The 24,710-nt window shown below is 71.9% G+C and carries 28 protein-coding genes; 16 read left to right on the forward strand and 12 right to left on the reverse strand.

The genetic code is table 11. From position 1 onward, the window contains the following. The first annotated feature begins 101 nt into the window (after nucleotides 1-101). Nucleotides 102-671, forward strand: a complete 570-nt coding sequence (locus tag ABZX11_RS35455; protein ID WP_354921503.1) for a hypothetical protein — start codon at nucleotides 102-104, stop codon at nucleotides 669-671. On the opposite strand, the gene ABZX11_RS35460 is transcribed toward ABZX11_RS35455, so the two are convergent. The 7 genes from ABZX11_RS35460 to ABZX11_RS35490 all read right to left on the reverse strand — a co-directional run bounded on the left by ABZX11_RS35460 (nucleotide 668) and on the right by ABZX11_RS35490 (nucleotide 7,256). After that, nucleotides 668-1,774: an epoxide hydrolase family protein gene (locus tag ABZX11_RS35460; RefSeq protein WP_354921506.1), complete on the reverse strand. Its 1,107-nt coding sequence runs from the start codon at nucleotides 1,772-1,774 to the stop codon at nucleotides 668-670. The two genes, ABZX11_RS35455 and ABZX11_RS35460, sit on opposite strands and share 4 nt — an antisense overlap. Further along, the gene (locus ABZX11_RS35465) at nucleotides 1,771-2,316 is read right to left on the reverse strand and encodes a dihydrofolate reductase family protein (RefSeq protein WP_354921509.1); all 546 of its coding nucleotides are present in this window, start codon (nucleotides 2,314-2,316) and stop codon (nucleotides 1,771-1,773) included. Before ABZX11_RS35465 ends, ABZX11_RS35460 begins: the two co-directional genes overlap by 4 nt. Before the next feature lie 26 nt (nucleotides 2,317-2,342). Continuing rightward, nucleotides 2,343-4,664 (reverse strand): molybdopterin-dependent oxidoreductase, encoded by a 2,322-nt coding sequence (locus ABZX11_RS35470; RefSeq protein WP_354921512.1) that lies wholly within the window; start codon nucleotides 4,662-4,664, stop codon nucleotides 2,343-2,345. Continuing rightward, on the reverse strand, nucleotides 4,661-5,686 hold the full coding sequence (locus tag ABZX11_RS35475; RefSeq protein ID WP_354921515.1) for an LLM class flavin-dependent oxidoreductase: 1,026 nt from the start codon (nucleotides 5,684-5,686) through the stop codon (nucleotides 4,661-4,663). Before ABZX11_RS35475 ends, ABZX11_RS35470 begins: the two co-directional genes overlap by 4 nt. After that, nucleotides 5,683-6,174: an SRPBCC family protein gene (locus ABZX11_RS35480; RefSeq protein WP_354921518.1), complete on the reverse strand. Its 492-nt coding sequence runs from the start codon at nucleotides 6,172-6,174 to the stop codon at nucleotides 5,683-5,685. Before ABZX11_RS35480 ends, ABZX11_RS35475 begins: the two co-directional genes overlap by 4 nt. Nucleotides 6,175-6,234: 60 nt before the next feature. Next, complete coding sequence (locus ABZX11_RS35485; RefSeq protein ID WP_176175308.1) at nucleotides 6,235-6,738, reverse strand: helix-turn-helix domain-containing protein; 504 nt, start codon at nucleotides 6,736-6,738, stop codon at nucleotides 6,235-6,237. Nucleotides 6,739-6,875: 137 nt separating this feature from the next. After that, nucleotides 6,876-7,256: a cupin domain-containing protein gene (locus tag ABZX11_RS35490; RefSeq protein ID WP_354921522.1), complete on the reverse strand. Its 381-nt coding sequence runs from the start codon at nucleotides 7,254-7,256 to the stop codon at nucleotides 6,876-6,878. Between the two features lie 51 nt (nucleotides 7,257-7,307). Here ABZX11_RS35490 and ABZX11_RS35495 point away from each other — a divergent pair, with 51 nt between their 5' ends. Beyond that, nucleotides 7,308-8,273 (forward strand): helix-turn-helix domain-containing protein, encoded by a 966-nt coding sequence (locus ABZX11_RS35495; RefSeq protein WP_176175305.1) that lies wholly within the window; start codon nucleotides 7,308-7,310, stop codon nucleotides 8,271-8,273. On the opposite strand, the gene ABZX11_RS35500 is transcribed toward ABZX11_RS35495, so the two are convergent. Then, a complete protein-coding gene (locus tag ABZX11_RS35500; RefSeq protein WP_354921525.1) occupies nucleotides 8,230-8,865 on the reverse strand; it encodes a TetR/AcrR family transcriptional regulator in 636 nt (211 codons plus the stop codon). The genes ABZX11_RS35495 and ABZX11_RS35500 overlap by 44 nt on opposite strands. Before the next feature lie 60 nt (nucleotides 8,866-8,925). Here ABZX11_RS35500 and ABZX11_RS35505 point away from each other — a divergent pair, with 60 nt between their 5' ends. The 5 genes from ABZX11_RS35505 to ABZX11_RS35525 all read left to right on the forward strand — a co-directional run bounded on the left by ABZX11_RS35505 (nucleotide 8,926) and on the right by ABZX11_RS35525 (nucleotide 13,983). Beyond that, nucleotides 8,926-9,390, forward strand: a complete 465-nt coding sequence (locus tag ABZX11_RS35505; protein WP_176175302.1) for a GNAT family N-acetyltransferase — start codon at nucleotides 8,926-8,928, stop codon at nucleotides 9,388-9,390. Between the two features lie 111 nt (nucleotides 9,391-9,501). Beyond that, nucleotides 9,502-10,398, forward strand: coding sequence for a hypothetical protein (locus ABZX11_RS35510; RefSeq protein WP_354921528.1), 897 nt, complete (start codon nucleotides 9,502-9,504; stop codon nucleotides 10,396-10,398). A gap of 231 nt (nucleotides 10,399-10,629) precedes the next feature. Beyond that, nucleotides 10,630-10,959, forward strand: a complete 330-nt coding sequence (locus tag ABZX11_RS35515) for a hypothetical protein (protein ID WP_354921531.1) — start codon at nucleotides 10,630-10,632, stop codon at nucleotides 10,957-10,959. 57 nt (nucleotides 10,960-11,016) lie between these two features. After that, nucleotides 11,017-12,411 (forward strand): MDR family MFS transporter, encoded by a 1,395-nt coding sequence (locus ABZX11_RS35520; RefSeq protein ID WP_354921534.1) that lies wholly within the window; start codon nucleotides 11,017-11,019, stop codon nucleotides 12,409-12,411. Nucleotides 12,412-12,492: 81 nt separating this feature from the next. Then, on the forward strand, nucleotides 12,493-13,983 hold the full coding sequence (locus tag ABZX11_RS35525; RefSeq protein ID WP_354921537.1) for an alpha/beta hydrolase: 1,491 nt from the start codon (nucleotides 12,493-12,495) through the stop codon (nucleotides 13,981-13,983). Nucleotides 13,984-14,006: 23 nt separating this feature from the next. Here the strand turns inward: ABZX11_RS35525 and ABZX11_RS35530 are convergent, their stop codons facing one another. Next, a complete protein-coding gene (locus ABZX11_RS35530; RefSeq protein WP_354921541.1) occupies nucleotides 14,007-14,189 on the reverse strand; it encodes a hypothetical protein in 183 nt (60 codons plus the stop codon). Between the two features lie 161 nt (nucleotides 14,190-14,350). On the opposite strand from ABZX11_RS35530, the gene ABZX11_RS35535 reads away from it, so the two are divergent. Continuing rightward, nucleotides 14,351-14,788: a GNAT family N-acetyltransferase gene (locus ABZX11_RS35535; RefSeq protein ID WP_354921544.1), complete on the forward strand. Its 438-nt coding sequence runs from the start codon at nucleotides 14,351-14,353 to the stop codon at nucleotides 14,786-14,788. A gap of 3 nt (nucleotides 14,789-14,791) precedes the next feature. On the opposite strand, the gene ABZX11_RS35540 is transcribed toward ABZX11_RS35535, so the two are convergent. Both ABZX11_RS35540 and ABZX11_RS35545 read right to left on the reverse strand, forming a co-directional pair. Next, nucleotides 14,792-15,463: a hypothetical protein gene (locus ABZX11_RS35540; RefSeq protein WP_354921547.1), complete on the reverse strand. Its 672-nt coding sequence runs from the start codon at nucleotides 15,461-15,463 to the stop codon at nucleotides 14,792-14,794. A 90-nt stretch (nucleotides 15,464-15,553) separates the two neighbouring features. Beyond that, nucleotides 15,554-16,249: an SDR family oxidoreductase gene (locus ABZX11_RS35545; protein WP_354921550.1), complete on the reverse strand. Its 696-nt coding sequence runs from the start codon at nucleotides 16,247-16,249 to the stop codon at nucleotides 15,554-15,556. 103 nt (nucleotides 16,250-16,352) lie between these two features. On the opposite strand from ABZX11_RS35545, the gene ABZX11_RS35550 reads away from it, so the two are divergent. The 3 genes from ABZX11_RS35550 to ABZX11_RS35560 all read left to right on the forward strand — a co-directional run bounded on the left by ABZX11_RS35550 (nucleotide 16,353) and on the right by ABZX11_RS35560 (nucleotide 18,883). Next, the gene (locus ABZX11_RS35550) at nucleotides 16,353-17,267 is read left to right on the forward strand and encodes a LysR family transcriptional regulator (protein ID WP_354921553.1); all 915 of its coding nucleotides are present in this window, start codon (nucleotides 16,353-16,355) and stop codon (nucleotides 17,265-17,267) included. Between the two features lie 195 nt (nucleotides 17,268-17,462). Then, entirely contained in the window at nucleotides 17,463-18,626 is a 1,164-nt protein-coding gene (locus ABZX11_RS35555) for a lytic murein transglycosylase (protein WP_354921556.1), read from the forward strand. Next, nucleotides 18,623-18,883, forward strand: a complete 261-nt coding sequence (locus ABZX11_RS35560) for a hypothetical protein (RefSeq protein WP_354921559.1) — start codon at nucleotides 18,623-18,625, stop codon at nucleotides 18,881-18,883. Before ABZX11_RS35555 ends, ABZX11_RS35560 begins: the two co-directional genes overlap by 4 nt. Here ABZX11_RS35560 and ABZX11_RS35565 read toward each other — a convergent pair. Further along, nucleotides 18,880-19,650: a TetR/AcrR family transcriptional regulator C-terminal domain-containing protein gene (locus tag ABZX11_RS35565; protein ID WP_176175293.1), complete on the reverse strand. Its 771-nt coding sequence runs from the start codon at nucleotides 19,648-19,650 to the stop codon at nucleotides 18,880-18,882. The genes ABZX11_RS35560 and ABZX11_RS35565 overlap by 4 nt on opposite strands. A 62-nt stretch (nucleotides 19,651-19,712) precedes the next feature. Between ABZX11_RS35565 and ABZX11_RS35570 the strand changes: the two genes are divergently transcribed. The 5 genes from ABZX11_RS35570 to ABZX11_RS35590 all read left to right on the forward strand — a co-directional run bounded on the left by ABZX11_RS35570 (nucleotide 19,713) and on the right by ABZX11_RS35590 (nucleotide 24,708). After that, entirely contained in the window at nucleotides 19,713-20,126 is a 414-nt protein-coding gene (locus tag ABZX11_RS35570) for a DUF1992 domain-containing protein (RefSeq protein WP_354921562.1), read from the forward strand. A 213-nt stretch (nucleotides 20,127-20,339) separates the two neighbouring features. Continuing rightward, on the forward strand, nucleotides 20,340-21,461 hold the full coding sequence (locus ABZX11_RS35575; RefSeq protein WP_354921565.1) for a metallophosphoesterase: 1,122 nt from the start codon (nucleotides 20,340-20,342) through the stop codon (nucleotides 21,459-21,461). A 100-nt stretch (nucleotides 21,462-21,561) separates the two neighbouring features. After that, a complete protein-coding gene (locus ABZX11_RS35580; protein WP_354921567.1) occupies nucleotides 21,562-22,353 on the forward strand; it encodes an alpha/beta hydrolase in 792 nt (263 codons plus the stop codon). Between the two features lie 44 nt (nucleotides 22,354-22,397). Beyond that, nucleotides 22,398-22,850 (forward strand): hypothetical protein, encoded by a 453-nt coding sequence (locus tag ABZX11_RS35585; protein WP_354921570.1) that lies wholly within the window; start codon nucleotides 22,398-22,400, stop codon nucleotides 22,848-22,850. Further along, nucleotides 22,798-24,708: a hypothetical protein gene (locus tag ABZX11_RS35590; protein WP_354921573.1), complete on the forward strand. Its 1,911-nt coding sequence runs from the start codon at nucleotides 22,798-22,800 to the stop codon at nucleotides 24,706-24,708. The genes ABZX11_RS35585 and ABZX11_RS35590 overlap by 53 nt, the downstream gene beginning before the upstream one ends. Nucleotides 24,709-24,710 lie beyond the last annotated feature (2 nt).

Here is a 24,710-nt window from a genome sequence, read left to right on the forward strand (position 1 = left end):
GACGCGGGGGCAGGTCGCTCGCCCATGGCGACGATGTAGCGCCGAGCGTGTCCGCAGCGACCCAGCAATGGACCGGGTCGCCACGATGAGAGGCCGCTTCCGTGCAGACGTTCCTCCAGCAATTGCCGGCTCTGATCGGAGTCGTCATCGGCGCGTTGGCTTCGTTCGCGGCCACCTCGGCCGCCGAACGCGGACGCTGGCGCCGGACCCAGTCGGTGCGCTGGGACGAACGGCGGCTCACCGCCTACGCCGAGTACGCCTTCGCGCTGAAGCGAGTCATCGCCCTCTCGGTGCGGATCGCGGCCCATCGCGGAATCCACCCCGACATCGACTCCCTCCCGCCCGAGGAAGGCCTGCCTGCCCTGGCCGCAGCCGAGGAAGAACGCACGGTCAAGTGGGAGACCGTGCTGCTGCTGGGCACCGGGAGCACGGTTGTCGCCGCACGGGCCTGGCACGAGAGCGCGTTCCGGCTGCAGCGAATCGCCACCGGCGCGGAAACCGATCTGCCGTGGTCCGAAGCCATCGAGGCCGTGAGCAAGGCGCGGCGCCGGTTCTACGAGGCCGCGAAGGCGGACATCGGGATCGCCGTCGGGAACGTGCCGGAAAGCTACGAGTGGCAGATCGGCCGGCTGATCGGCGCCGACCAGACCACGCCCGAACCGAAGGCCTAGCGGACCAGCCGGAAGAAGGTCCGCACCTCGTCGGCGAACAGCTCGGGCTGCTCATACGCCGCGAAGTGGCCGCCTCGGTCGAGCTCGTTCCAATGCCGGATGTCCGTGTACCGCTTCTCCGCCCACCGGCGTGACGGCTGCGGCATCTCCGCAGGGAAGATCGAACAGCCGGTCGGCACGTCCACCGTGTCGTCCGTGGCCTCGGAAAACCACTGCTGGACCTTGCGGATGCTCTCCCAATACAACCGTGCCGAGGACGCCGCCGTGCCGGTGAGCCAGTACAGCGTGATGTCGTCCAGCAGTTCGTCGCGGGTGAACGGGAAGCCGTCGGACCAGGCGTGGAACTTCTCCACCAGCCAGCCGCACAGCCCGGCCGGGGAGTCGAGGAGGCTGTAGCCGATCGTCTGCGGGCGGGTCGACTGCAGCACCGAATACCCGTCCTCCCACCGCTGCGCGTGCTCCAACGCGGAAAGCGCGGCCCGCTCGGCGTCGGTCAGGTCACCGAAGGTCGCCGGGTCCGGGGCCGCGATCGGCGGGTTGAGGTGGATGCCCGCCAGGTGGGCCGCGTCCTGCTGGGCCAGGGACGTCGTGATCGACGTCCCCCAGTCGCCGCCCTGTGCGCCGTAGCGCGAGTACCCCAGCCCGGCCATCAGCGAAGCCCAGGCGGCCGCGATCCGCTCGATGCCCCAGCCCGGCTCCGGCGGCTTGTCGCTGAAGCCGTAGCCCGGCAGCGACGGGATCACCAGGTGGAACTCCCGTGAAAGCGGCTCGATCACCTTCGAGAACTCCACGAACGAGCCGGGCCAGCCGTGCGTGAGGATCAGCGGCAACGCGGCCGGATCCGGCGAACGGACGTGCAGGAAGTGGATGCCTAGACCATCGATCTCGGTGCGGTACTGCGGAAACCGGTTCAGCCGCGCCTCCGTGCGGCGCCAGTCGTAGTCCGACGCCCAGTACTCGCACAGCGGACGCAGGTACCCCAGCGGCGTGCCCTGGCTCCAGTCGTCCACCGGCTCCGCTTCGGGCCAGCGCGTCCGCCGCAGCCGGGTGCGCAGGTCCTCGAGGTCGGCTTCGGGGACTTCGATCCGGAACGGCGTGCTCACGCCGGTACGTACGTCAGCTGCACGACCCCGTTGCCGAACGTCGCGGACTTCCTCAGCTCCAGCGGGAACGACGGCCCCTCCTCCGGGAACAGGCGCTTCCCGTGGCCCACGACCACCGGGTACAGCAGCAGGTTCAGCTCGTCGGCCAGGCCTTCGGCCAGCAGCCAGCGCACCACCGTCGTGCTGCCGCTGGTCATGATGTCGCCGCCCGGTCCGGCCTTCAGCGTGCGGACCGCCTCGGCCGGGTCGCCGGTGAGCAGTGTCGAATTGTTCCAGGCGACCTCGGACAAGGTCGACGAAAGCACGTACTTGCGCACGCTGTTCATGAACTCGGCGCCTTCGTCGTCCTCGACGGTCCGGCCGGGCCACGCCTCGGCGAACCCCTCGTAGGTGACTCGCCCGAGCAGCATCGCGTCGGCGGCGGCCATCCCGCCGCCGACCGCCTGACCGATTTCGTCGCTCCAGTACCGCAACGACCACTTGTCCGGCGCTTCGACCACGCCGTCGAGCGAAATGAAGAGGTTCGCGACGATCTTGCGCATGGGCCCCCTTTCAGGCAGGGGTCCCACTATAGCCCGGAGAACGCCCTCGACTGTCCACTCGCGACGGCGTCGTGGTCGGCCTCCGCACGGGCCCGCTCCGCCTCCGTCGCGGGCTCCAGGCGCGCCGGAACGTCCTTGTGGTGCGGCGTCCCGGCGATCGGGTCGCGGTCCAGCGCGTCCGTCAGGAGGTTGATCCGCGGGCCGCTGACCACCCGGCGGCCGTCCGCGACCGGGTGGGCCATGCCGTAGCCGTGCGGCAGCGCGAGCTGCCCCGGCCGCAGCGCGGGGTCGGCCTCGGCGCGGACGACCACGCGACCCGCCGCCGTCACGACGGCCACCCAGTCCCCCGGCACCGCCCCGATCGAGGCCAGTTCTTCGGGACGCGCACGCAGCGCGCCGTCCGGATCCGTGCGGCGCCAGCGCGGGTCGCGCAGGATCTGGTTCGCGTTGTGCGCCCGCCGCTGGCCGTTGAGCAGCGAAAACGGGTACGCCGGGTCGGGTGATTCGGCGGCCGGGTCGAGCGCGGCCAGCCAGTCCAGCAGTTCCGGCACGGCCAGCCGGACGCGCTCGCGGCGCAGCAGGCTCCACACCTCGTCCTGTTCGTGCACCGAAAACGGCGTGGGACCGGCCAGGATCCGCTCGAAGAGCGCTTCCCCGAGCGCCGGACCGGTGGCCGAGCTGCCCAGCGCGCGCTGCACCGGCACGGTCATCGTCTTCGCCGCGCGGTGGCAGCCGGCCCACAGCGGCGCGATCGACGCCGCACCGTCGGGCAGCGAAGCGCCCAGGGTGCGGTAGAGCAGCACCGGCAGGATCGCCGCGCGCTCCGGCATCGCCTGCACCAGGGCACCGAGGCCCGCCTGCAGCTCCGCCCGCGGCCCGGCGGCCAGCGACGCCAGGACGTCGGACGGCGGCAGCACGCCGAGGGCGTCGAACAGCCGCGCGTAGATCTCGGCTTCGACGAGCGTGCCCGGCAGCGGGTCCAGCAACGGCCGCCGCAGCTGGAAGTAGTTCGTCGGCCATTCGAAGGTGAAGAGCGTGAACTCCCACTTCTCGTGCTGGGACGCCGCGGGCAGCACGTAGTCGGCCAGCGCGGCCGTCTCGGTGTAGGCGACGTCGACGACCACGGTCAGCTCCGCGGCCTCCAGAGCGCGTTCGACGTCCCGCGTCCCGGCGAAGGTGTTGGCCGGGTTCGACGACTCCACCCACACCGCGCGGACGTGGTTCGGGTGGTCGGCGAGGACCTCCTCGGCGAGGGTGTTCGCCGGCAGCAGGCCGCCGATGTACTCGAAGCCGGTGATCTCGGAACGCTGCCCGGTGGTCGTGCCCCACAGCGGCAGCAGCCACGAGTGCACGTTGTTCGTGCCGCGCCTGCCGAAGTGCCCGGTGAGCAGGTAGAGCAGCTTCTCGAGGTAGCTGTTGAGCGTCGAGTGGCGTCCCTGCTGGATGCCGAGCTCGACGCGCACGGTCATCGCCTCGGCCGCGCTGATCAGGTCGACGGCCCGTTCGACGTCCACACGGGACAGTTCGGTGTGCGCGATCCACGCGTCGACCGGCACTTTCGCCAGGACGGCGGCGACCTCTTCGAAGCCCTCGGTGCGCTCGGCCAGGAAGCGCTCGTCGAGCGCGCCCCGCTCGACCAGCAGCGCCAGGATCGCGCCCAGCAGGTAGGCGTCGGTGCCCGGGCGCAGCGGGAGGTGCAGATCGGCCATTTCGGCGGTCTCGGTGCGCCGCGGGTCGATCACGATCATCCGGCGGTCCGGGTCGTTCTTGAGCGTGTTGAGCGCGTGCCGGGCGTTGCTGAAGCCGTGCGCTTGCCAGGGGTTGCAGCCGAGCACGACCAGCAGGTCGCAGTGCTCGACGTCTTCGGCGGTGTGCACGGTCGTCGAGCCGAACAGCTGCCCGTTGACCCAGAAGTCGCCGGTCTTCTCCTGTGAGAGCGCGTTGAAGTGGCGCGTCGAGTTCATCCACTTCAGCAGCGACGCGCCGTACGCGCCACCGGAGTGGTTGCCCTGCCCGCCGCCGCCGACGTAGGCGAACGAGCCCGGACGCCCGGCTTCGGTGTCGGCGTCTCGGATTTCGTGCAGCTTCGCGGCGATCTCGGTGAGCGCGGTGTCCCAGTCGATCGGCTCGTGGGTGCCGTCGGGGCGGCGGCGCAGCGGCGTCGTGAGCCGGTCTTCGTGGTCGCCGTACCAGGTCAGGCGCTGCGCCTTCTGGCACAGGTAGCCGCCCGAACGCGGGTGCGCCTTGTCGCCGCGGACGCGGGTGATCTTCCGGCCGTCGAGCTGCACCTCCAGCCCGCAGTTGAGGTAGCAGAGGCTGCACGCGGTGCGGTGCCAGTCGCCGGTCATGTCAGCTCCAATGCGCGGCCGAGCGTCGTGAGACGCGCTTCCAGCGTTTCGCCGGCCGGGTACAGCCGGACGGTGTCGATCCCGGCCTCGCGCCAGACGCGCAGCCGGTCGCGGACCATCTCCTCGGTGCCGATCAACGTCGTGCCGAGGACCATCTCGTCCGTGACGAGCGCGGTCGCGCCTTCGCGGTCGCCGGCCTGCCAGCGTTCGCGGACCTCGGCGGCGACGTCCGCCCAGCCCTGACGGCTGTAGGCGTCGTTGTAGAAGTTCGTGGTGGCCGAGCCCATCCCGCCGAGGCTGAACGCCAGCTCCTTCTTGCGGCTGCCGACCAGGGTGCGCAGCTCGTCTTCGTTGTCCGCGAAGGCGACTTCGGCGCCCTGGCAGACGTCGATGTCCGCACGCTTGCGGCCCGCCTTCGCGAGCCCGGCATCGAGGTGCGCGAAGTACGCGTCGGCGCCTTCGGGGACGAAGCTGGTGCCCAGCCAGCCGTCCGCGACCTCGCCGGTGAGCTCCAGGAGCTTCGGCGACAGCGTCGCGAGGTAGATCGGGATGTCCGGGTTCGGGGCGGTGGACAGCCGCATCGGGCGGGCTTCGCCGGGCAGCGGGATCTCGAACACCTTGCCGGAATACGAAATCTTCTCCCCGGCGAACGCCTGGCGGATGATCTCGACGGTCTCGCGCATGCGCGTCAGCGGCTTGGCGAACGGGACGCCGTGCAGGCCTTCGATCACCTGCGGCCCGGACGGCCCGAGCCCGAGCGCGAACCGGCCGCCGGACAGGTCGGCGAGGGTGAGGGCGGCCTGCGCGATGGCGACCGGCGTACGCGTGCCGAGCTGGATGATCCCGGAACCGAGCCGGATCCGGTCGGTGCGGGCGGCGAGGTAGCCGAGCGCGGACGGCGCGTCCGAGCCCCAGGCTTCGGCCACCCAGCAGACGTCGAGGCCGAGTTTCTCCGCCTCCAGCACGAAGTCCAGCGTCGCGCGGGTGTCCGTGGAGAACTCGACGGTGGTCGCGGTCTTCATCGGCTTTCGATCCGGGCCTTGATCGCGGCGAGGTTGCCCTGCATCGCCGTCTCGAACTCCCGCATCCGGACGAAGACGATCTTCTGTTCCTTTTCCGGCATCCGGTCGATGGCGAACGACAGCCCGGACCGGCCCGGGCCCATCCGCATCCACTGGCTCAGGCGCGTGCCACCGCCGTCCGGTTCGAGGGTGAACTTCCAGACGGCGCTGGGTCGGTCGGGGTCCTGAACGGCCCACGAGAACACGCGCGGCGCTTCACATTCGACGACGTACGAGGTGGTCTCCCACTCGCCGAACGCGTCGTGCTTGCTGCGGCCGAGGAACTTGCGGCCTTCTTCGCACCACTCGACGGACTGGAGTTCCGGGCTCAGCTCGGGCATCAGCGTGATGTCCGAGACCACCGGCCAGACGTCCTCGGGCACGGCGTCGATCCAGGTCGAAACCTCGGCCGTCGGCAGGTCGGCGTACCGCGCACCCGTCCACTCCATCGTGGTCGCCCCTTCTCCCGGTTGACCACGATAGTTGCGTAGATAGACTGACTCTGTCAATCACTCTTGCCGGGCGAAGCGCTCCTCGACGTCCGGCCGCTGCGCCAGCCGCGGCGGGAAGCCGGGGCCGCGGCGCATCCGCGTGTCGTCCGGCGTCATCGGTTCCCGGCACTCCGCGCAGACGATTTCGGCGTGCGTGTCGTGCCCGCAGGCGAGGTGGTGCACGGTGATCGGCGGGCCGGCCTCGGTCGCGAGCCACTTGTCGCCCCAGCGGGTCATCGCGAGCAGCACCGGGTAGAAGTCACGGCCCTTCTCGGTGAGCACGTAGTCGTAGCGGACGGGCTCGGTCTGGTACGGCACCTTCTCGAGGAGCCCCTCGTCGACCAGCCGCTTGAGCCGGTCGGCGAGGGTGTTGCGCGCGATGCCGAGCGCCTGCTGGAACTCGTCGAAGCGGCGGACGCCGTAGAAGGCGTCCCGCAGCACGAGCGGGGTCCACCAGTCGCCGAGAAGATCCATGGTGCGCGCGATGGAGCACGGCCACTGCGCGAACGACGTCCGTTTCATGCGGCTGAGGGTACGCCGTTCTCTGGAAGGACTCAGCAGGTCAGCCGGTCGGCGCAGTCGATAAAGGCGCCCCAGCTCCCCCACCCCGCGGGGCCAGGTGCGGAAGCAGCCCCCGGGGAGGGCGGGTCGCGCGCGCGTCAGACCAAGTGGCCCGTGGTGACGTCGACGTGCTCGGGCACCTCGTCGTGCACGTCGCCGACCGACAGCGTTCCCGCCGGCTCGACGAGCAGCACGCTCGCCCCCGTCTTCGACGACGGCTTGTGGAACGTGCCCTTCGGCACCACGAAGACCTGCCCGCGGCCCAGCGTGACGACGCGTTCGTCCGGGTCGCGCACCCCGATCTCGATCTCGCCGTCGAGCACGAGGAAGAACTCGTCGGTGTTCTCGTGGACGTGCCAGACGTGCTCGCCGTCGAACCGGGCGAGGCGGATGTCGTAGTCGTTGACGCGGGTCACGATGCGCGGGCTCCAAGCGGCGTCGAAGCTCGCGAGGACTTCGTTCAGGTCGATCGGGTTCATGCGTCCATCCTCGGCCTGGCTCCGGCGGCCGGGGAGTGCTAGGAATCGCACATGTCGCAAGAATTCTCACACCGGGTCGTCGCGATCGTCACCGAGCAGTCGAACCCGTTCGAGATGGGCGTGGCCACCGAGCTGTTCGGCCTCCGCCGCCCCGAGCTGGGCCGGCCCTGGTACGACTTCACGCTCTGCGCGGCGGCGCCGGACGTCCGGATGAACCTCGGCATGTTCACGCTCTCCGGCGTCGCGGGTCTCGAGGCGGCCGACACCGCGGACACCCTGATCGTCCCGGCCCGCCCGGACACCGACGTGCCGACGGACCCGGCGATCATCGCCGCGGTCCGCCGCGCGGCCGACCGCGGTGCCCGTCTGGTCAGCTTCTGCACCGGCGCGCTCGCCCTCGCCGAAGCGGGCGTGCTCGACGGCAAGCGCGCGACCACCCACTGGCAGTGGGCCGCTTCGCTGGCCGCCCGGTTCCCCAAGGTGCGGTGGGAGCCGGACGTGCTGTTCGTCGACGAGGGCAACGTCCTCACCGCGGCCGGCAGCGCGGCTTCGCTGGACCTGGGCCTGCACCTCATCAACCGGGACCACGGCGCCGAGGTGGTCAACGCCGTGAGCCGCCGCCTGGTGTTCACCGGCCACCGCGACGGCGGCCAGCGGCAGTTCATCGCCCGCCCGGTCCCGGCGGTCCCGGAGACGTCGCTGGCCCCGGTGCTGGCGTGGGCACTGGAGCGGCTGGACCAGCCCCTGACGGTGTCGGACCTGGCGTCCCGAGCGGCGACGAGCCCGGCGACGCTGCACCGGAAGTTCCGCGCGGAACTGGGGACGACGCCGCTGGCGTGGCTGACGACGGAACGAGTCTCGCTGGCCTGCCGCTTGATCGAGCGCGGCGAGCTGCGACTGGACCGGGTAGCGGCATCGAGCGGCTTCGGAACGGCGGCGAACTTGCGGGCGCAGTTGCGGCGTCACACGGGCCTCAGCCCGAGCGCGTACCGCCGCCGCTTCGGCCCGGCGGCGTGACGGACGAGCTTCCGGCCAGGTCGGCGAGTGCCGCGGTCAGCGCGGCGCGCTGCAGCCGGGCCGGGTACGTCTGCGGGTCCGCCGCCGCCAGGACGTTCAGCCCCTCCACCAACGCCACCAAGCTCTTCGTCGTGCGCTCCAGCCGTTCGTCCGTCCACTCCGGACGGCACGCCGCCGCCAACCGGTTCACCCGGGCCAAGAACGACCGGTTCGCCGCGCGGTGCCGCTCCGCCAGGTCGTCGTCGGCCAACGCCGCCGCCAGGAAGCCCACCCACACGCGGGATTCCTCGTGGTGGCCGTGCGGGAGGTCCACCGCCTGGCCGAGGACCGCCGCCAGTGCGTCGGACGGCCGCTCGCACGCCGCCTCCGCCGCGTCCGCGCGGGCCGCCGTTCGCTCGTACAGGAGGTCCCTGGCGTGCAGCAGCAACGCCTTCTTCGTCGGGAACGCGTGCATCACCAAGCCGGTCGTGCAGCCCGCGCGCTCGGCGACCGCGCGCAGCGTCAGGCCCGGCAGGCCGTCTTCGGCGAGGACCTGCCAGGTCGCGTTCGACAACAGCTCGCGCTGGGCCCGGACGTCACGCTGCCTCGCCATGGCCCGGAAGCGTAACAGGTGCTACGGTAACGCTTGTTACGGGAAAGAAAGTGAACGCCGATGATCGACTGCACGCTGACGATCACCCCGGTGACCTGGGATGATCCGGACGCGGTCCGCCTGCGTGAAGCCCAGCGGACCGAGCTCGACGCCCGCTACGGCACCGACGACCACGAACCCGGCGCGGTCCCCACCGCCGAAACCGTCGCCGTGTTCCTGCTCGCGCGCGACGCCGGCGGCACCGCGCTGGGTTGCGGCGGGCTGCGGCCGCTCGGGCCGGGGTCGGGCGAGGTCAAGCGCATGTACGTCGAGCCGGCGGCCCGCGGGACCGGCGTCGCGGCAGCCCTGCTGCGTGCGCTCGAAGACCACGCGCGGGACCTCGGGATCACGCGGCTGCTGCTGGAAACCGGCACCGGACAGCCGGACGCGATCCGGTTCTACCAGCGCGAAGGCTACGAGCCGATCGAGGCGTACGGGCCGTACCGCGGCGAGCCGCTCTCCCGCTGCTTCGCCCGCGATCTGTGATCGGCTTTCCGATGGCCGCCCCAGGCTGAGCTATTGGCGGCCGGACGCGCACCGGGCCTAACGTCGGAGGCACGGCGATTCCGCCGTTCCCGCCACGAACCGGAGTTTCCCTTGCGCATCAAGCAGATCGGCGCCGCGCTGGCCGCGGCCGCCGTCTTGGCCGTCCCCGCGACGCCCGCCGACGCGGCGTCGCGAATCATCCCGCTCGACCTCTCCGCCGGGCAACAGCCCGAAAACATCGCACTGGAGCCCGACGGCTCCGCCGACCTCACCTTCGCCTACACCGGCGAAATCGGCCGGGTCACGCCCGGCGGCCACGTCGGCGTCATCGCCCGGATCCCGGTCCCCGCCGACGGTGACGTCCCGGTGGTGCACCGGAAGCTCTTCCTCGGCGGGATCGTCCGCGCGCCGGGCGGCGACCTCTACGTCGCCGTTTCGACCGGCACCGCGGCGACCGGCCTCTACCGCGTCCGGCCGGGAGCCGCACCGGTGCAGGTGGCCGCGCTGCCGCCGTCCGGCTTCCAGAACGGCGTCGCCCGCGATCCCGCCAGCGGGGACGTCTTCGTCGCCGACTCGTTCGGCTCGGTGGTCCGGCGCGTCTCCCCGCGCACTGGGCAGGTCACCGACTGGGCCACCGGCGAACTGCTCGCCCCGGACGGCGGCTTCGGCGCGAACGGCGTCAAGGTGCACGACGGCGCGGTCTGGGTGTCCAACCTGGACCGTGGCACGCTGGTGCGGTTCCCGCTGAGCGGGGAACCCGGCCGGGTCGTCGCCTCGGGACTCGGCCCGGTCGACGACTTCGCCTTCCACGGCGAGGACGTCGTCGCGGCCGTCAACCAGGAGAACCGGGTGGTCAGCGTCGGCCGCGACGGGGTCCGGACCATTTTGTCCATTTCGGATGGCTTGGCCAACCCGACGTCGGTGGCCGTCCGCGGTGACACCCTGTACGTGGCCGACAGCGCGTACTTCGGCGGCTCCCCCAACCTGCTGCGCACACGGGTGCGATGAACGTGCATCCGCACGCCGAATGTGCACGCGCCTTCCGTGATCTGCCGGGAAACGGTTGCTGGGAGCCAAAACCACCGGTAAGTTGGCGGATCCCGGAGGTCAACCCACGATCACCGGGGTGCGCGTTGCCCGGCGGAGCGGGGAGGCTGCCGCCGGGAGAGCGTTTTCCGGCGGTAGGGGTCGCCGCCGGGTGCAGGAGGGAAGCGTGCCTTGGTGTTGCGGGGAACGGTCATGGCCGAACGCGTGACCGATCCGTACCTGGTCGGCCTGGAAGCCATCGCGGGCGAGCTGCTGCGCGGCAAGTGGTGCGTCTACCTGCATGAATGGCTCGGTGACGACCTCGACCTGCCGAGCTGGCAGGCCGAGGTCGCCGCCCACGCCGAGCACGCCGGCGTAGAGGTCTGCTTCATCGAAATCCCGCGCAAGGACATGACACTGGTGGCGAACGTGCGCGCGCTCCCGAGCTTCGAGCAGGTCACCGAGTCCGTGGCGGCGCTCGAGCACCACCGGGGGCTCAAAGCAGGCAGCCGGAAGGTCGTCAGCCGCCGTCCGGCGCGGTGAACGAGCGCGATCGGCGAGATTGACTTCAACCTTCCTCGAGCTTTTACCGTCGGAGCCATGACCGATCTCCGCACCGCACCGCCGCCGATCCCGCGCACCGTCTGGATCGCCTCCGGGGTGATGGCGCTCGGCGGCTTCCTCGGCAACATGGACGCGTCGATCGTCGCGCTCGGGCTCGAATCGATGCGGGACAGCCTGGGCGTCGAGCTCGTCGCCATCCAGTGGGTCGCCACGGCGTACCTGCTGGGCCTTTCGGCCGCACTGCCGCTCACCCCGTGGCTCGGGCACAGGTTCGGCGCCGGGCGGCTGTGGCTCGGCGCGCTGGCCGCGTTCCTGCTCACGTCGGTGGCCTGCGCACTCGCCCCGGACGCCGTCACGCTGATCGGCTTCCGTGCCGTGCAGGGCATGGCCGCGGGCGTCATGGTCACCGCGGGCCAGACCGTGATCGGGCTGGCCGTCGGCCCGGAACGGCTGGGCCGCACCATGGGCACACTCGCCCTCGTCGTCGGGCTCGCCCCGGTCGTCGGGCCGAGCGTCGGCGGCTTCCTGCTCGCGCACTTCTCCTGGCCGGTGCTGTTCTGGCTGAACGTCCCGATCGGCCTGCTCGCGTTCGGGCTGGCGCTGCGGTACGTGCCACGCGGCGACCGGCAGCAGCCGCCGCCGGTGGACTGGCGCGGTCTGGCCTTGGTCTCGCTCGGCCTGCCGCTGCTGGTGTACGCGCTGACCGAACTCGGCGCGCCGGGCCCGCTCCGCGTCGTCCTCGCGGCCGTCGGCGCCGCGGCGATGGGTGTGTTCACCTGGTGGTCGCTGCGGACTCCGCACCCGGTGCTGCGGCTACGGCTCGCCGCGCGGCCGGTGATGGGGTCGGCACTGGTGTCCGTGCTGCTCGGCGGCGCCGGGATGTTCGGCGCCGTGCTGCTGCTGCCGCTGTGGTTCCAGCTCCGGCTCGGCGCCGGCACCGCCGAATCGGGCGTCCTGCTCGCGCCGATGGGGCTGGCCACCACGGTGTTCGTGTTCTTCGCCGGACGGCTGACCGACCGCCACGGCGGCGGGACGGTCGCGCTCGCCGGGTCGCTGGTGGTGCTGGCGAGCACGGTGCCGCTGCCGTGGTTCGGCCCGGAGACGCCGATGTGGCTCGTCCAGGCCGTGCTCCTGGTCCGGGGCGCCGGGCTGGGGCTGTCGATCATGCCGGCGTCGACCGCGGCGTACGCGTCGGTCGGCGCCGCCGAGCTCGGCCACGCCACCGCGCTGGTCAACATCGTGCTGCGCGTCGGCGGCGCGCTCGGCGGCGCGGTGTGCGTGATCGTGCTGTCGGCGGGCTTGGGCGCCGGCCCGGCGACCGGGTTCGGCTGGGCGTTCGCCGTGCTGGTGGCGTTGTGCGTGCTGGGTTCGGCGGCCACGGCCTGGCTCCGGCGGGCCGATCGGTCGTCCACAGTGGACGCCAAGGCGTGATCCACCAGGGAAGCTGGCGGGATCTCCTGATCGGTGATTTCCTGGAGTCGGTCATGCACTGTCGGTAGGGGAGGACTGGCGATGGCAGGGGCGTTCAGGCGGCTGCTGGCCGCGGTAACAGCGACAACGGTGCTGGGCGGCCTGCTGGCGGCCACGCCCGCCGCGGCCGCGGGATCCCTCGACTGGCAGCCGTGCGCGGACGCGCCGGGTGTCGACTGCGCCGCGGTGACGGTGCCGGTGGACTGGGCGCACCCGGACCGGGGCACCACGACCGTCGCGCTCGCCCGGCGCAAGGCCACCGACCCGCAGGCGCGGATCGGCTCGGTCCTGATGGACCCGGGCGGTCCCGGCGGCTCGGGCACCGAGGAGGTCAAGAACGGCTGGTCGCTCTCGGCCGAGATCACCCGGCGCTTCGACACCGTGGGGTTCGACCCGCGCGGCGTCGGAGCCAGCGGGCGGATCTCCTGCGGGCTCGAGGAGCTGATCGCCGACCACCCGCGCGTGCCGCGCAACCAGGCCGAGTTCGAGCAGCTCGCGGCGTACAACCGGAAGCTCGGCGAGAGCTGCAACCGGCTCTCCGGCCCGCTCGGGCAGTTCGGCGACACGAAGAGCGTCGCGCGGGACATGGACGCCATCCGCGCCGCGCTCGGCGAGCCGAAACTGACTTACTACGGCGTCTCCTACGGCACGCTGATGGGCCAGCAGTACGCGGAACTGTTCCCGGACAAGGTCCGCGCGCTCGTGCTGGACAGCAACATGGACCACTCGCAGTTCACCTCGGCCGAGTTCCTGCTCAGTGAAACGCGGTCGGTGCAGGCGGAATTCGGCGAGTTCGCCGCGTGGTGCCAGCGGACGCCGAGCTGCGCGCTGCACGGGCGTGACATTCCGAAGCTCACGCGCGACCTGCAGGACAAGGCGGCGCGCGGAGAGCTGAGGGACCCGCGCAGCGAAGAGGTGATCGAGCCACTGGACCTGGCCGGGATCTTCCAGGGCAACTTCTACGGCCCCAGCTGGGACAGGCTCGCGACGGTGCTCAAGCTGCTGGTGGACGGCACCGCGCCGGGCGCCTCGGCGAAGCTGCGCGAAGACATCCCGATCAACTACGTCTTCCCGAGCGTGTTCTGCGACGACTGGCGGCTGCCGGTGCACGACTTCGCCGAGCTCGAAACGTACCGGCGGGTGGCCGCGGCGTTCGCCCCGGACGTCAAGGTCAACTCACTGGGCTGGACGGCGCTCACCGGCTGCATCGGCTGGCCGAACCGGACGAGCAACCCGCAGCACCCGCTGCAGGTCCACGGCGCACCACCGCTGCTGGTGCTGAGCAGCAGGCACGACCCGGCGACGCCGTACGCGTGGTCGCAGGCCGTGGCCCGCCAGACGGGCAGCACCCTGCTCACCTACGACGGCTGGGGCCACGGCGCCTACTTCAAGAACAGCGCGTGCGTGGTCAAGGCGACCGACGACTACCTGATCTCCGGGAAGCTTCCGGCCCGGGGCACGCACTGCGCGGCGGTCGAGCCGGGAACGGCAACGGCGCTGGCTGCGCGGCCGCCGTCGACGATCGGTTTCTGAGCGGCCGCCGGGGTTTCCGCGGGCTACCGGCCCCGGCGTCGCCAGAGACCGGTCACGGCCGCCAGTGCCCGCGCTCCCGGCGACGGCACGCGCGCGGCCGCCTCCGGGCCGATCCGGCGGCGCATGCGGTAGGCCAGCTCCAGCACTTCCAGGTCCTCGGGGCGGCGACGGCCGCGGACATCCGGCCGCAGCATCAGCTCGCTCACCGTCACAGGCTTGCCGCTGCCACGGTGCGCCGTGCGCGCCATCAGGAACCTCCGCTGCTTTTGCCGACCCGGGCGTGGCGATTCTATGAATTGGATTCGGGTTCGTCACCTTACTGGCGAGTTGTGTCCGGTACGTGTCCCTCGCTGGTTAGCCTCGGACCATGATCACCATTGGGGGCCTCACCGAAGAAGACCGCGCTGCCTGGGAAAACCTGTTCGCCGGCTACAACACGTTCTACGGCAGGACGCTCGCTCCGGACTTGGTGGACCGGGCGTGGCGCGAGTTCGCCGCCGGGGAACGGATGCACGCCCTGGGCGCGCGGGCCGAGGGCGGGCTCGTCGGCATCGTCCACTTCTTCACGCACGTCAGCACCACTTCGGCCGACGTCTGCTACCTGCAGGACCTCTTCACCGATCCGGCGGCGCGCGGCCGCGGGGCCGGGCGGGCGCTCATCGAAGCCGTGGCCGATTGGGCCCGCGCACAAGGGTGTGCCCGCGTCTACTGGCACACCCAGGCGTCGAACACCACCGCGCGGCAGCTCTACGACCGGATCGCCCTCGACAAGGGCTTCATGCAGTACCAGATCCCGCTCGGCTGACCCTCACCGACGGTGCCGGCCGCCGCCGCATTCGTGGTGCCCGCCGAACGACGGGCCCGCGGGGCGGCGGCCGCCCCACATCGACGGCCAGTCCGGCGTTCCCGGGCGGCCGCGGGACCACAGCGGAACGTCCGGGATCTCGTGGCGGACCGGCGCCGCCTGTTCGGGCAGCTTCGGCTTCGCCTTGGCCAGCGGCTTCACCTTGTCGACGACCTTCACTGCGCGGGCCAGGGCTCCCCGGTGACCCGGGCTGAGGGAATCCGCCTCCGCGTCGGCGTCCACCGGAGAAATCGGAGCCGACTGGCCGGGTTCGGTCACGGATTCCGGAGCCGACGGCGGCGCCTGCTTCGCCGGCGGTACGACGACGTCAGCCGGGAGCGGAACCAGGGCCACCGCCGGGGGTTCCAACCCGGCCGGGGGCCAGGCCGCCACCGTGTCGCGCGCGGACGGCATCGACACCGCCGCGCTGACCCCGCCCGTCAACGCCAGCGCCCCCGCGACCACGGACACCACGCGCAGCCGCGAGAGCGACCGCAGGACCTGCGGCTTCTCCCGGTGCCGGGCCCGGGGCAGCACGAGGGTGTCCTCGCCGCGGTAACGGTCGCGCGGCGCGTCGGACCGGACCAGCAGTTCGGCGACGGTGACCTGTTCCCGGCGCGGAGCCCTACGTGCCATCAAACCCTCCACCTGGGCCGTCCGGACGCCGGCGGCAACGCGTCCGGACGGCCGATCATAGAAACGCTTCAAGTCGCTGTAAAGACTCGATCACCCGAGCCGGCCGCCACCGTCCACATGCAGCACCGAGCCGGTGACGAACGGGTTCGCCAGCAGCTGGAGGGTGGCCGCCGAAACGTCCGCGGGGCGGCCCACCCGGCGGGCCGGATTCGCTTCCGCGGTCCGGCGGAAGAATTCCGCTTTCGCCTCGCCGAGCCGGTCCCACGCGCCCGAGTCGACGATCCCCGGGGAGATCGCGTTGACCCGGATCGGGGCCAGCTCGACGGCGAGCGCTTCCGCGAGGAACGCGACCGCGCCGTTCGTGGTCGCCATGACCGTCCTTTCCGGCATCGGGCGCCAGGCGGCGACCCCGGAGAACAGCACCATCGCCCCGCCTTCGCGGAACCGCGGGGCGAAGTGCTTGGCCAGCATCAGGGGACCGACCACTTTGGCGTCGAAGGCCCGGGCGACCGCGTCCCGCTCCAGCGTCGTGACCGGGCCGTTGGCCGGCGCCGCGGCCAGTGAGACCACGTAGTCCACTTCGCCTGCTTCTTCGGCAAGCGCTTTCATCGACGATTCCTCCCCCAGATCCGCGAACGCGGCCCGGACGCCGGGCTCAGCCAGCGCCGCCGGATTCCGGCCCGCCCGGATCACTTCCGCGCCCGCCGCGACCGCGTCCACCGCGATCTGCCGCGCGATTCCCGCACTGCCACCCACGATGACCAGCCGCTTTCCCGAGAACGACATTTCGGTGCTCCTTTCGTCTCGCACACCGGGTTCAGCGCCGGAGCCGCCGCGAACAATCCCGTCGTGATCCGGAGGTTTTCGATGGCTGCGATAGAATTCGTGAATGCCTACGCTGCGCGCGCTGGAGTGCCTGGTCGCGGTCCTCGACGCGGGCTCGATCACCGAGGCGGCCGCGCGGCTGCACCTGTCGCAGCCCGCGCTGTCGCACCAGATCGGCGCGCTCGAACGGGAACTGGGCACGCCGGTGCTGGAACGGCTGCCCCGCGGGGTCCGGCCCACCGCCGCGGGGCGGGCGATCCTCGCGGACGCGCGAGCCGCGCTGGCCGCCGCCGAGCGGGTGGTCCGAACCGGACGCGCGGTGGCCGGCGGTGGCGAAGGCACCCTGCGGATCGCGTGCGCGGAGAGCATGACCGCCGGGCTGCTCGCCCCCGTGCTGCGGGCCTGGCACCGGCACCACCCGGAGGTGCTGATCACGCTGATCGAGACCACGAGCGCAGACGCGCTGGTAGCGGCACTGGAGGCGGGCGAAGCCGACGTCGCGGCCGGGCCGCGGCCGAGCCGCTGGACCGGCGCCGTCGAGGTGGTCGGGCGCGAGGAGATCGTCGTGGCGCTGGCCGCGGACCACCCGTTCGCCACCCGCGCGCATGTCCCGATGACCGCCCTCGCGGGCATTCCGGTGGTGCACTACCACCGGGACAATGGTCTCGCCGGGTGGCTCGACCAGGAGGCCGCGCGGCGCGGCGCTCTACTGGAGGCGGTGATGCGGACGAAGCAGGCGGCGACGGCGGCCCAGCTCGCCGCGGCGGGGCTCGGCGTGGCACTGGTCCCGACCACCGCGCTCACCCGGACCTACCCGGGTGCCCTGCGGCGGCTGCAGCCTCCGCTGCACCGGGACGTCGTGACGTTCACGGCGACGCCGTCGGATTCGCTCGTCCGGCGGTTCCGTTCGGACGTGCTCCGGCGCGGGCTCACCGTACCCGGTGTCCTGTCGGACAAACTCTCCGCAGCACACCGTTAAGTCCTGGTGAATCTGACAGATTTCCTACGAAGGTTTTGTGCCATCCAGACGAACTTCTCCCGCGACGGCGGATTTGGCGTCGGCATTCGCCAAAGTTTGGTTCCATCGGATAGCTTGCTCCTACCGGTCAGTACCGGTGGGTGAGGCCGATCGGGTGAGGCGATCAGCGACAGATCGAGGGAAGCGGGGACGACCATGCCGAAGCACCGGCCACGTCGCAGGAGCACGCGTTCGGTCCGCCGGACCGCCGCCGCGCTCGCGGGTGGGGCGCTCGTCGTGCTGCCCACGCTGACCACGGGCCTGCCGGCGCCGGTCGTCGTGGCCAACGCCGGGGACAGGCAGCCGGACCAGGCGATCGCCGCCCCGCCGCAGCAGCCGGACATCGTCATGCCGCCGATCGCGGTCGACGGCAGCCTGCCCCAGCCGCCGCTGCCCGAGCCGCTGGTCGTGCCCGGCGGGCGAGCGGGCTCCGCGGGCATCTCCGGCTCGCTCGGCATCCCGGGGAGCATGCTCAAGGCGTACAAGAACGCCGCGGACATCCTGGCCAAGGAACAGCCGAACTGCCACGTCGACTGGGCGCTGATCGCCAGCATCGGCCGGATCGAGTCGAACCACGCCCGCGGCGGGTACGTCAACGCCAACGGCGACACCCTGGAGCCGATCCTCGGCCCGGTGCTCAACGGCGCCGGCGCGTTCGCCGCGATCCGCGACACCGACGGCGGCAAGTACGACGGCGACGCGGTGTGGGACCGCGCGGTCGGCCCGACCCAGTTCATCCCGTCGACGTGGCGCGGTTACGCCTCCGACGGCAACGGCGACGGCGTGTCGAACCCGAACAACATCTACGACGAGACGCTGGCCACCGCGCGCTACCTCTGCTCGGGCGGCCTCGACCTCTCCACCGACGCGGGGCAGCGCATCGCCGTGCGCCGCTACAACAACTCGCAGTCCTATGTGGACACCGTGGTGGCGTGGGCATCGGCCTACCGCGGCGGCGTGGCCCAGCTGCCCGACAGCCAGGTGCCGATCGGCGCGCCCGACGCCCCGGACGCCGCCGCGGCCGGAGCCCCGGTGGGCGTCCCGGCGCCGCCCGCGCCACCGGAAACCACCCCGCCGGTCACCACCACCCCGCTGCCCGGCACGTCCACGACGCCGAGCTCGTCGACCCCGACGTCCACCACGCCGACGTCGGCCACCCCGACTTCCACGGAGTCACCGACGCCGCCGTCGTCGTCGACGACGCCCACGACGCCGTCGCCGACCAGCAGCACCACCACCGCCCCGCCCCCGTCGTCGACGGCGGCCGCCGGTTCGGACAGCGCCCCCACCGAGACCACCTCGACCAGCGCGGCGGGATGAGCCCGGTGGAGCCGTTCCTGGTGCACATCCGCTGCGACACCGACGGCTACACCCACGCGGTCACCGAGGAAGAGTTCGCGGTGGGTCGGCACGACGGCCGGTTCCGCGCGGTGTGCGGGCACGTCGTGCTGGCGGCACCGATGATCGAGGAGCCCGGCCGGTTCGACCCGGTGTGCCGGGACGTCCTGCGCGCGAGCAGCGAGCCTGCCGTGCCCCGGCAGGAGCGCCGCCGGCTGCGGTGGCGCAGCCGGCGCTAGTCCACCAGGGCCTGGATGCCGTCGAGCATCCGGTTCAGGCCGAACTCGTAGGCGGTGTCGCCCTGCGCCTTGGCCGTCTGGTCGAAGCCGCCGCCGAGCCAGATGCGGTTCATCGCCGGGTGCTGGTCGACCACGAAGTAGTTCTCCCAGAACGACGACCGCTGGTGCCACCACGCCTCGGTGGACTGGCCGGTGCTGCGCTCCAGCCGGGTGTTCTCCGCGTCGAGCGCCGCGTTCGCGTCGACGTAGGTGCCGATCCCGTTGGCCGCCGCGACGGCCTGGCGCGGCGGCAGGCCGAGCGCGTCCATGATCGACAGCAGGTACTCCTGGCCCGCCAGCTGGCCGGGCCCCAGCGGCGGCCGGACGCGCGAGACCTCGCACAGCCACGGGTGCGCGCGGTAGGCCTGCCGGGTCCGTTCGGCGTAGAGCGCCACCTGCGCACGCCAGTCCCCGTCACGCGGCTCGCCCGGCCCCGGCAGCCGGCGGCCGACCAGGACGTCGTCGACCATCAGGTCCACCAGCTCGGCCTTGCCGGGGACGTAGGTGTAGAGCGTCATCGTGCCGGCGCCGAGTTCCTTGGCGACGCGGTGCATCGACGCGGCGGCGAGCCCATCGGCATCCGCAACCGCGATGGCGGCGGCGACGATCCGCTCGATCGTCAGCGTCGGGCGGCGGCCCCTGGTCGGTTCGGCAGCGGCGGCGCGGGCGCGCCAGAGCAGCGCCAGCGTCCGGTCGACGTCCTCGGCGCCAGTGCGTTCGGCGGTCATGCGGTCCCCTCGCTCGTCGCTGCGGAGATTACCCTGGAAGGGGACGGAGGGGGTGTGAGGAGATGGCCGCACGCAAACCACCCAAGGTGTCTTTCCGCTGGTGGATCGACCGCCAGATCGACCAGGCCCGCGCCCGGGGCGAGTTCGACGACCTCCCGGGCACCGGCAAGCCCCTGCCGAAGCCGACGGGAAACGACGCGGCGACCGACTGGGTGCTGCGCGAGGTGAAGAAGGGCGGCCACGACACGAAGGCGTTGCTGCCGCCGGCGCTCGCGCTGAAGAGAGAAGTCCAAGACTTGCCGGAGACGCTCGCCGCGGAACGCACCGAGGCGCGGGTGCGCGAAGTCGTGGCCGACCTGAACGAGCGGATCCGGCAGGCCTACCTCAACCACCACACGGGACCACCGCTGACGGTCGCGCTGGTGGACGTCGAGGAGGCGGTCCAGGACTGGCAGCGCTCACGAGCGGCGTCGTAGCGGCGCCCGCACGGCAGCGATCACGGCCCGCCCTCCCTGGGGGCTGCCCCCGCTTCCAGCGTATCGGGGCCGCCCGACGAAAATCGGGGACCAACCCCGCCAGCGGCCCTGTTGTCCACAGCCCCACCGGATTGTGCACAACCTGCCAGCGAGCGCCGACGAGCCACAGATCAGCGAACCCGCTAACAGCCCGACGGGCTGTAATCTGGTTCGATGAGAGGCCAACTAGTCGTCGTGCCGCTGCTGGCGGTGCTCCTGCTGTTCACCGTGCCCTGGTGGACGCTGGTGCTCGCCCCGGAGTGGGGCACCGCGGGCACGATCGCCGGCACGGCGTTGGCCGCGCTCGGCCTGGTCACCATGCCGGTCGCGATGTTCCGGGGGCACTCCCGGCACCAGAGCGACGCCGCCGCCCGGCTCGGCGATTCGCTGCTCGCCGTCATCTGGGTGCTGTTCAGCTGGTCCGTCCTGAGCCTGGTGCTGCGGGTCGCGCTGCTCGGCGTCGACGATCCGCTGCGGTCGCGGATCGTCGCGGGCGCCACCGCGCTGATCGCCGCCGGGCTGCTCGTGCACGGCAACCGGGTCGCCATGCGGGTGCCGCCCGTCAAGGCCGTCGACGTCCTCATCCCGCGGCTCGGGCCGGGGCTCGACGGCCTGCGCGTCGCCGTGCTGACCGATACCCACTTCGGGCCGATCGACCGGACGAAGTGGTCGGAGGAGGTCGTCGCGGCGGTCAACGCGCTCGAGGCGGACGTCGTCTGCCACGCCGGTGACCTCGCCGACGGCGCGGTGGCCAAGCGCCGCAAGCAGGTCGACCCGCTCGGCGGCGTCCAGGCCGGGCTCGGGCGGTTCTACATCACCGGCAACCACGAGTACTTCGGCGAGGCCCAGGCGTGGCTCGACCACATGGAGGGCCTCGGCTGGGACACCCTGCACAACCGTTCGACGCTGCTCGAACGCGGCGGCGACCGGATCCTCTTCGCCGGCATCGACGACCCGACCGGCACGGCGTCCGGCCTGCCCGGCCACGGGCCCGACCTCGCCGCGGCGCTGGCCGGACGGCCCGACGGCGTCCCGGTGGTGCTGCTGGCCCACCAGCCGAAGCAGGTCCGCCAAGCCCGCGAGGCCGGCGTCGACCTGCAGATCTCCGGGCACACGCACGGCGGGCAGATCTGGCCGTTCCACCTGCTGGTGCGGCTCGACCAGCCGACGCTGTCCGGGCTGACCCGGCACGGCGAGACGCAGCTGTACAACAGCCGCGGCACCGGGTTCTGGGGCCCGCCGTTCCGGGTCTTCGCGCCGAGCGAGATCACGCTGCTCACCCTGCGTCCGGCCTGAGCGCAGAGCTCTGAGCTCTGAGCTCAAGCCGAGCCGGACCAGGTCTACCGACAACTTTTTTTGTCTTGACAGATGCATGCGTCGGAGGCAGGCTGTCCGCATGACGACGACAACCTCTGCTGACGGCACCCGGATCGCGTACACCCGCGCCGGGTCGGGCCCGGCGCTCGTGCTCGTGGACGGCGCGATGTGCTACCGCGGCTCGTCCCCCAACGACGCACTGGCCAAGGAGCTGGCCGCGCACTTCACCGTGTACACCTACGACCGCCGGGGCCGGGGCGAGAGCGGCGACGCCGGGCCGTACGCGGTCGAGCGCGAAGTCGAGGACCTCGCGGCGATCGTGAAGGAGGCGGGCGGCGAGGCGTTCCTGTTCGGCATTTCGTCAGGCGTCGCGCTGGTCCTCGAAGCGGCTCCCCGGGTCGCGGCGCCGAAGCTGGCGCTGTACGAGCCCCCGTTCATCGTCGACGGCAGCCGCCCCCGCGTCCCGGAGGACTACCCCACCCGGCTCGACCAGGCCTTGAAGGACGGCAAGCGCGGCAAGGCGGTCAAGATGTTCATGACCGAGGGCGTCGGGCTGGGCCGGGCGGTGGTGGCGATGATGCGGCTCATGCCGTTCTGGGCCAAGCTCAAGAGGGTCGCCCACACGATCCCGTACGACACGGCGCTGGTGATCGGTCACCAGTCGGGCGAACCGTTGCCGGCGGCGTGGCCGGAGGTGACGGCCCCGACTCTGGTGATCGACGGCGGCCGCAGCCCGGACTGGATGCGCAACGGCGTGGGGTCGCTGGCGAAGGTGCTGCCGTCGGCGGAGTACCGGACGCTGCCGGGCCAGACGCACATCGTGAAGGCGACGGCGCTGGCGCCGGTGCTGAAGGAATACTTCCTCCGCTGAGGGCTTGTACCCGTTTTGTACGGCCGCGCCCGATCGTGGTCGCCATGAGACGCCTGTTGCCCCGCACCCTGGCCGCCGCGCTGGCCACCGGCTTGCTCGCCGTGCCCACCCCGGCGGGTGCGGCCGATCTGCAGATCGCCAACGGCGGGTTCGACCTGGGGCTGACCGGCTGGAGCGGATCGCACAGCCCCGGCGGGGTCACCGCGGCGACGTGGGACGGACGCACCACCGCGCGCATCGACGACACGGCCGCGGACAAGGCCTACGGCCGGGAGAGCCAGCCGGGACTGCCCGCCACCGCCGGCGTCCGGTACACCGCCTACGGCCAGGTGTGGACCGAGAGCGGCGCGGCCGACCTGTACCTGCGGTTCCGCGACTCGTCCGGGCAGCTGCTGGGCGGCGTGACCGGCGGTCCGGTCTCCGGCAGGAAGTGGAACACCGCCAGTGCCTCGGGAGTGGCGCCCGCGGGGACCACCAGCGTCTCCGCGCTCATCTAGCAACCCGCAGCTCGCGGTCATCGACGTCGCCACCGAGAAGGTCACCTCGAAGCTGACCTTCCCGGACACCGCCGACACCCCCACCGTCGGTGGCTGGGCCGCCACCACGGCCACCGACGGCAGCGTCTACCTGGGCACCTATCCGAACTCGAAGCTGTACCGGCACGTGCCGGGCACGACCACGCTGACCGACCTCGGCCGCGCCGAAGGCGGGTACTCCTTCATCTGGGACCTCGAAGCCGGCGCGAACGGCAAGGTCTACGGCGGCACCTACGACAACGGCCGCTACTTCAAGTACGACAACGGCACGTTCACCACCATCGGCGCCACCCCGGTCGTCGCCGGTGCCGAGTACGTGCGCAGCATCGCCCACGACCCGGCCGCCAACGCGACCTACCTCGGCACCGGCACGAACGCTTCGCTGGTGCGCTACGACAACGTCACCGGGCGGACCGACAGCCTGCTGCCCGCCGAGTACACGCACAACTCGATGGTCGGCGGCCTGACCTGGACCGGCGGCCGGCTGTTCGCCTGGCTCGACCGGACGCTGCTCGTGCTGCAGGTCGTCAAGAACGCCGACGGCTCGTACCGCTCGGTGGTGGACGCGACGATCACCGACACCGACCTGCACCACTCCCCGGCCGCGGACGGCAAAGTCTGGTTCGTCAAGGAGGGGCTGCTGCAGTCCTACGACATCGCCACGAAGGCCGTGCAGGCGACGAACGTGCGGCCCGACCTCGACGTCACCGGCTACAGCTGGGAGAACGGCACGCTCGCCGGCCTCGGCGCGGGCCCGGACGGCACCCGGATCTTCAAGTACAGCCCGGCGACCGGCGCGTCGAGCACCCGGCTCGTCACCGGGACACCGGTGCTGCCCGCCGCGATCAACGCGCTCGGCACCGGCCCGGACGGCAGGATCTACACCGGCGGCTACCTGACCGGCGGCACCGGCGTGTACGACCCGCTGCACGGCGACGCCGACGACAACCGCCCGGACACGCCGACCCGCAACGGCCTCAACCAGACCGACAGCCTGCTGGCCCACGACGGGAAGCTCTACATCGGCGTCTACCCGTCGGCCCGGCTGTACAGCTACGAGCCGGGCGGCACGTGGCCGCCGAAGCTGCAGTACACCGGCGGCGCGACGGGCGACAAGGCCGCCGACTGCCGCACGGGCGAGGGCCCGCCGCCGCAGGACCGCCCGTACGCGCTGGCCGGCGCGCCCGACGGGACCGTCTACATGGGAACGGCCCCGAAGTACGGCAAGCGCAGCGGCGCGCTGAACATCTGGCAAGACGGCACACCGGGCCGGGCGGTCTGCGTCGTCCCGGACCAGGCGGTGGTCTCGCTGGCCTACGCGGGCGGCAAGGTCTTCGGCGGCACGTCGACGAGGGGTGCGCTGGGCGTCAACCCGGTGTTCGCGCCGGGCGCCTCGGCCGAGGTGTTCTCCTACGACCCGGCGAACGGCGCGGTGGCCCGGTACCCGCTGCCCTCGACCCGCGCGATCACCGCGTTGACCGAGGTGGACGGCCAGGTCTGGGGCCTGGCCGGGGTAACGCTGCTCACGTTCGACCCGGCCGCACCGGGCGCGATGAAGACCCAGCGCCTGTTCCCGGACCCGGACTACGACGCGAAGCCGACGATGGCCTGGCGCGACGGCGTGCTGCTGACGGTCCCGAAGGACCCGGACCACGTGTACGGCACCCAGGGCGACCGGATCTTCAAGATCGACAAGGTCACGAAGGCGGTCACGGTCCTGCTGACCAAGCAGGGCATGGAAGACCTGACGGCCGACCGCTTCGGCGACCTGTACTACAAGATCGGCGAGCGCCTGTACCGGCTGACCGTGCACCCGTAGCC

The sequence above is a fragment of the Amycolatopsis sp. NPDC004169 genome, assembly GCF_040610315.1.
In the GTDB taxonomy this organism is placed as follows: Bacteria; Actinomycetota; Actinomycetes; order Mycobacteriales; family Pseudonocardiaceae; genus Amycolatopsis.

Excerpts from the sequence above, each read along its gene's own strand:
- ABZX11_RS35465 (WP_354921509.1), bottom strand. The coding sequence starts at position 2,316 with ATGCGCAAGATCGTCGCGAACCTCTTCATTTCGCTCGACGGCGTGGTC.
- ABZX11_RS35470 (WP_354921512.1), bottom strand. The coding sequence starts at position 4,664 with ATGACCGGCGACTGGCACCGCACCGCGTGCAGCCTCTGCTACCTCAAC.
- ABZX11_RS35475 (WP_354921515.1), bottom strand. The coding sequence starts at position 5,686 with ATGAAGACCGCGACCACCGTCGAGTTCTCCACGGACACCCGCGCGACG.
- ABZX11_RS35480 (WP_354921518.1), bottom strand. The coding sequence starts at position 6,174 with ATGGAGTGGACGGGTGCGCGGTACGCCGACCTGCCGACGGCCGAGGTT.
- ABZX11_RS35485 (WP_176175308.1), bottom strand. The coding sequence starts at position 6,738 with ATGAAACGGACGTCGTTCGCGCAGTGGCCGTGCTCCATCGCGCGCACC.
- ABZX11_RS35490 (WP_354921522.1), bottom strand. The coding sequence starts at position 7,256 with ATGAACCCGATCGACCTGAACGAAGTCCTCGCGAGCTTCGACGCCGCT.
- ABZX11_RS35495 (WP_176175305.1), top strand. The coding sequence starts at position 7,308 with ATGTCGCAAGAATTCTCACACCGGGTCGTCGCGATCGTCACCGAGCAG.
- ABZX11_RS35500 (WP_354921525.1), bottom strand. The coding sequence starts at position 8,865 with ATGGCGAGGCAGCGTGACGTCCGGGCCCAGCGCGAGCTGTTGTCGAAC.
- ABZX11_RS35505 (WP_176175302.1), top strand. The coding sequence starts at position 8,926 with ATGATCGACTGCACGCTGACGATCACCCCGGTGACCTGGGATGATCCG.
- ABZX11_RS35515 (WP_354921531.1), top strand. The coding sequence starts at position 10,630 with ATGGCCGAACGCGTGACCGATCCGTACCTGGTCGGCCTGGAAGCCATC.
- ABZX11_RS35520 (WP_354921534.1), top strand. The coding sequence starts at position 11,017 with ATGACCGATCTCCGCACCGCACCGCCGCCGATCCCGCGCACCGTCTGG.
- ABZX11_RS35525 (WP_354921537.1), top strand. The coding sequence starts at position 12,493 with ATGGCAGGGGCGTTCAGGCGGCTGCTGGCCGCGGTAACAGCGACAACG.
- ABZX11_RS35535 (WP_354921544.1), top strand. The coding sequence starts at position 14,351 with ATGATCACCATTGGGGGCCTCACCGAAGAAGACCGCGCTGCCTGGGAA.
- ABZX11_RS35540 (WP_354921547.1), bottom strand. The coding sequence starts at position 15,463 with ATGGCACGTAGGGCTCCGCGCCGGGAACAGGTCACCGTCGCCGAACTG.
- ABZX11_RS35545 (WP_354921550.1), bottom strand. The coding sequence starts at position 16,249 with ATGTCGTTCTCGGGAAAGCGGCTGGTCATCGTGGGTGGCAGTGCGGGA.
- ABZX11_RS35550 (WP_354921553.1), top strand. The coding sequence starts at position 16,353 with ATGCCTACGCTGCGCGCGCTGGAGTGCCTGGTCGCGGTCCTCGACGCG.
- ABZX11_RS35555 (WP_354921556.1), top strand. The coding sequence starts at position 17,463 with ATGCCGAAGCACCGGCCACGTCGCAGGAGCACGCGTTCGGTCCGCCGG.
- ABZX11_RS35560 (WP_354921559.1), top strand. The coding sequence starts at position 18,623 with ATGAGCCCGGTGGAGCCGTTCCTGGTGCACATCCGCTGCGACACCGAC.
- ABZX11_RS35565 (WP_176175293.1), bottom strand. The coding sequence starts at position 19,650 with ATGACCGCCGAACGCACTGGCGCCGAGGACGTCGACCGGACGCTGGCG.
- ABZX11_RS35570 (WP_354921562.1), top strand. The coding sequence starts at position 19,713 with ATGGCCGCACGCAAACCACCCAAGGTGTCTTTCCGCTGGTGGATCGAC.
- ABZX11_RS35575 (WP_354921565.1), top strand. The coding sequence starts at position 20,340 with ATGAGAGGCCAACTAGTCGTCGTGCCGCTGCTGGCGGTGCTCCTGCTG.
- ABZX11_RS35580 (WP_354921567.1), top strand. The coding sequence starts at position 21,562 with ATGACGACGACAACCTCTGCTGACGGCACCCGGATCGCGTACACCCGC.
- ABZX11_RS35585 (WP_354921570.1), top strand. The coding sequence starts at position 22,398 with ATGAGACGCCTGTTGCCCCGCACCCTGGCCGCCGCGCTGGCCACCGGC.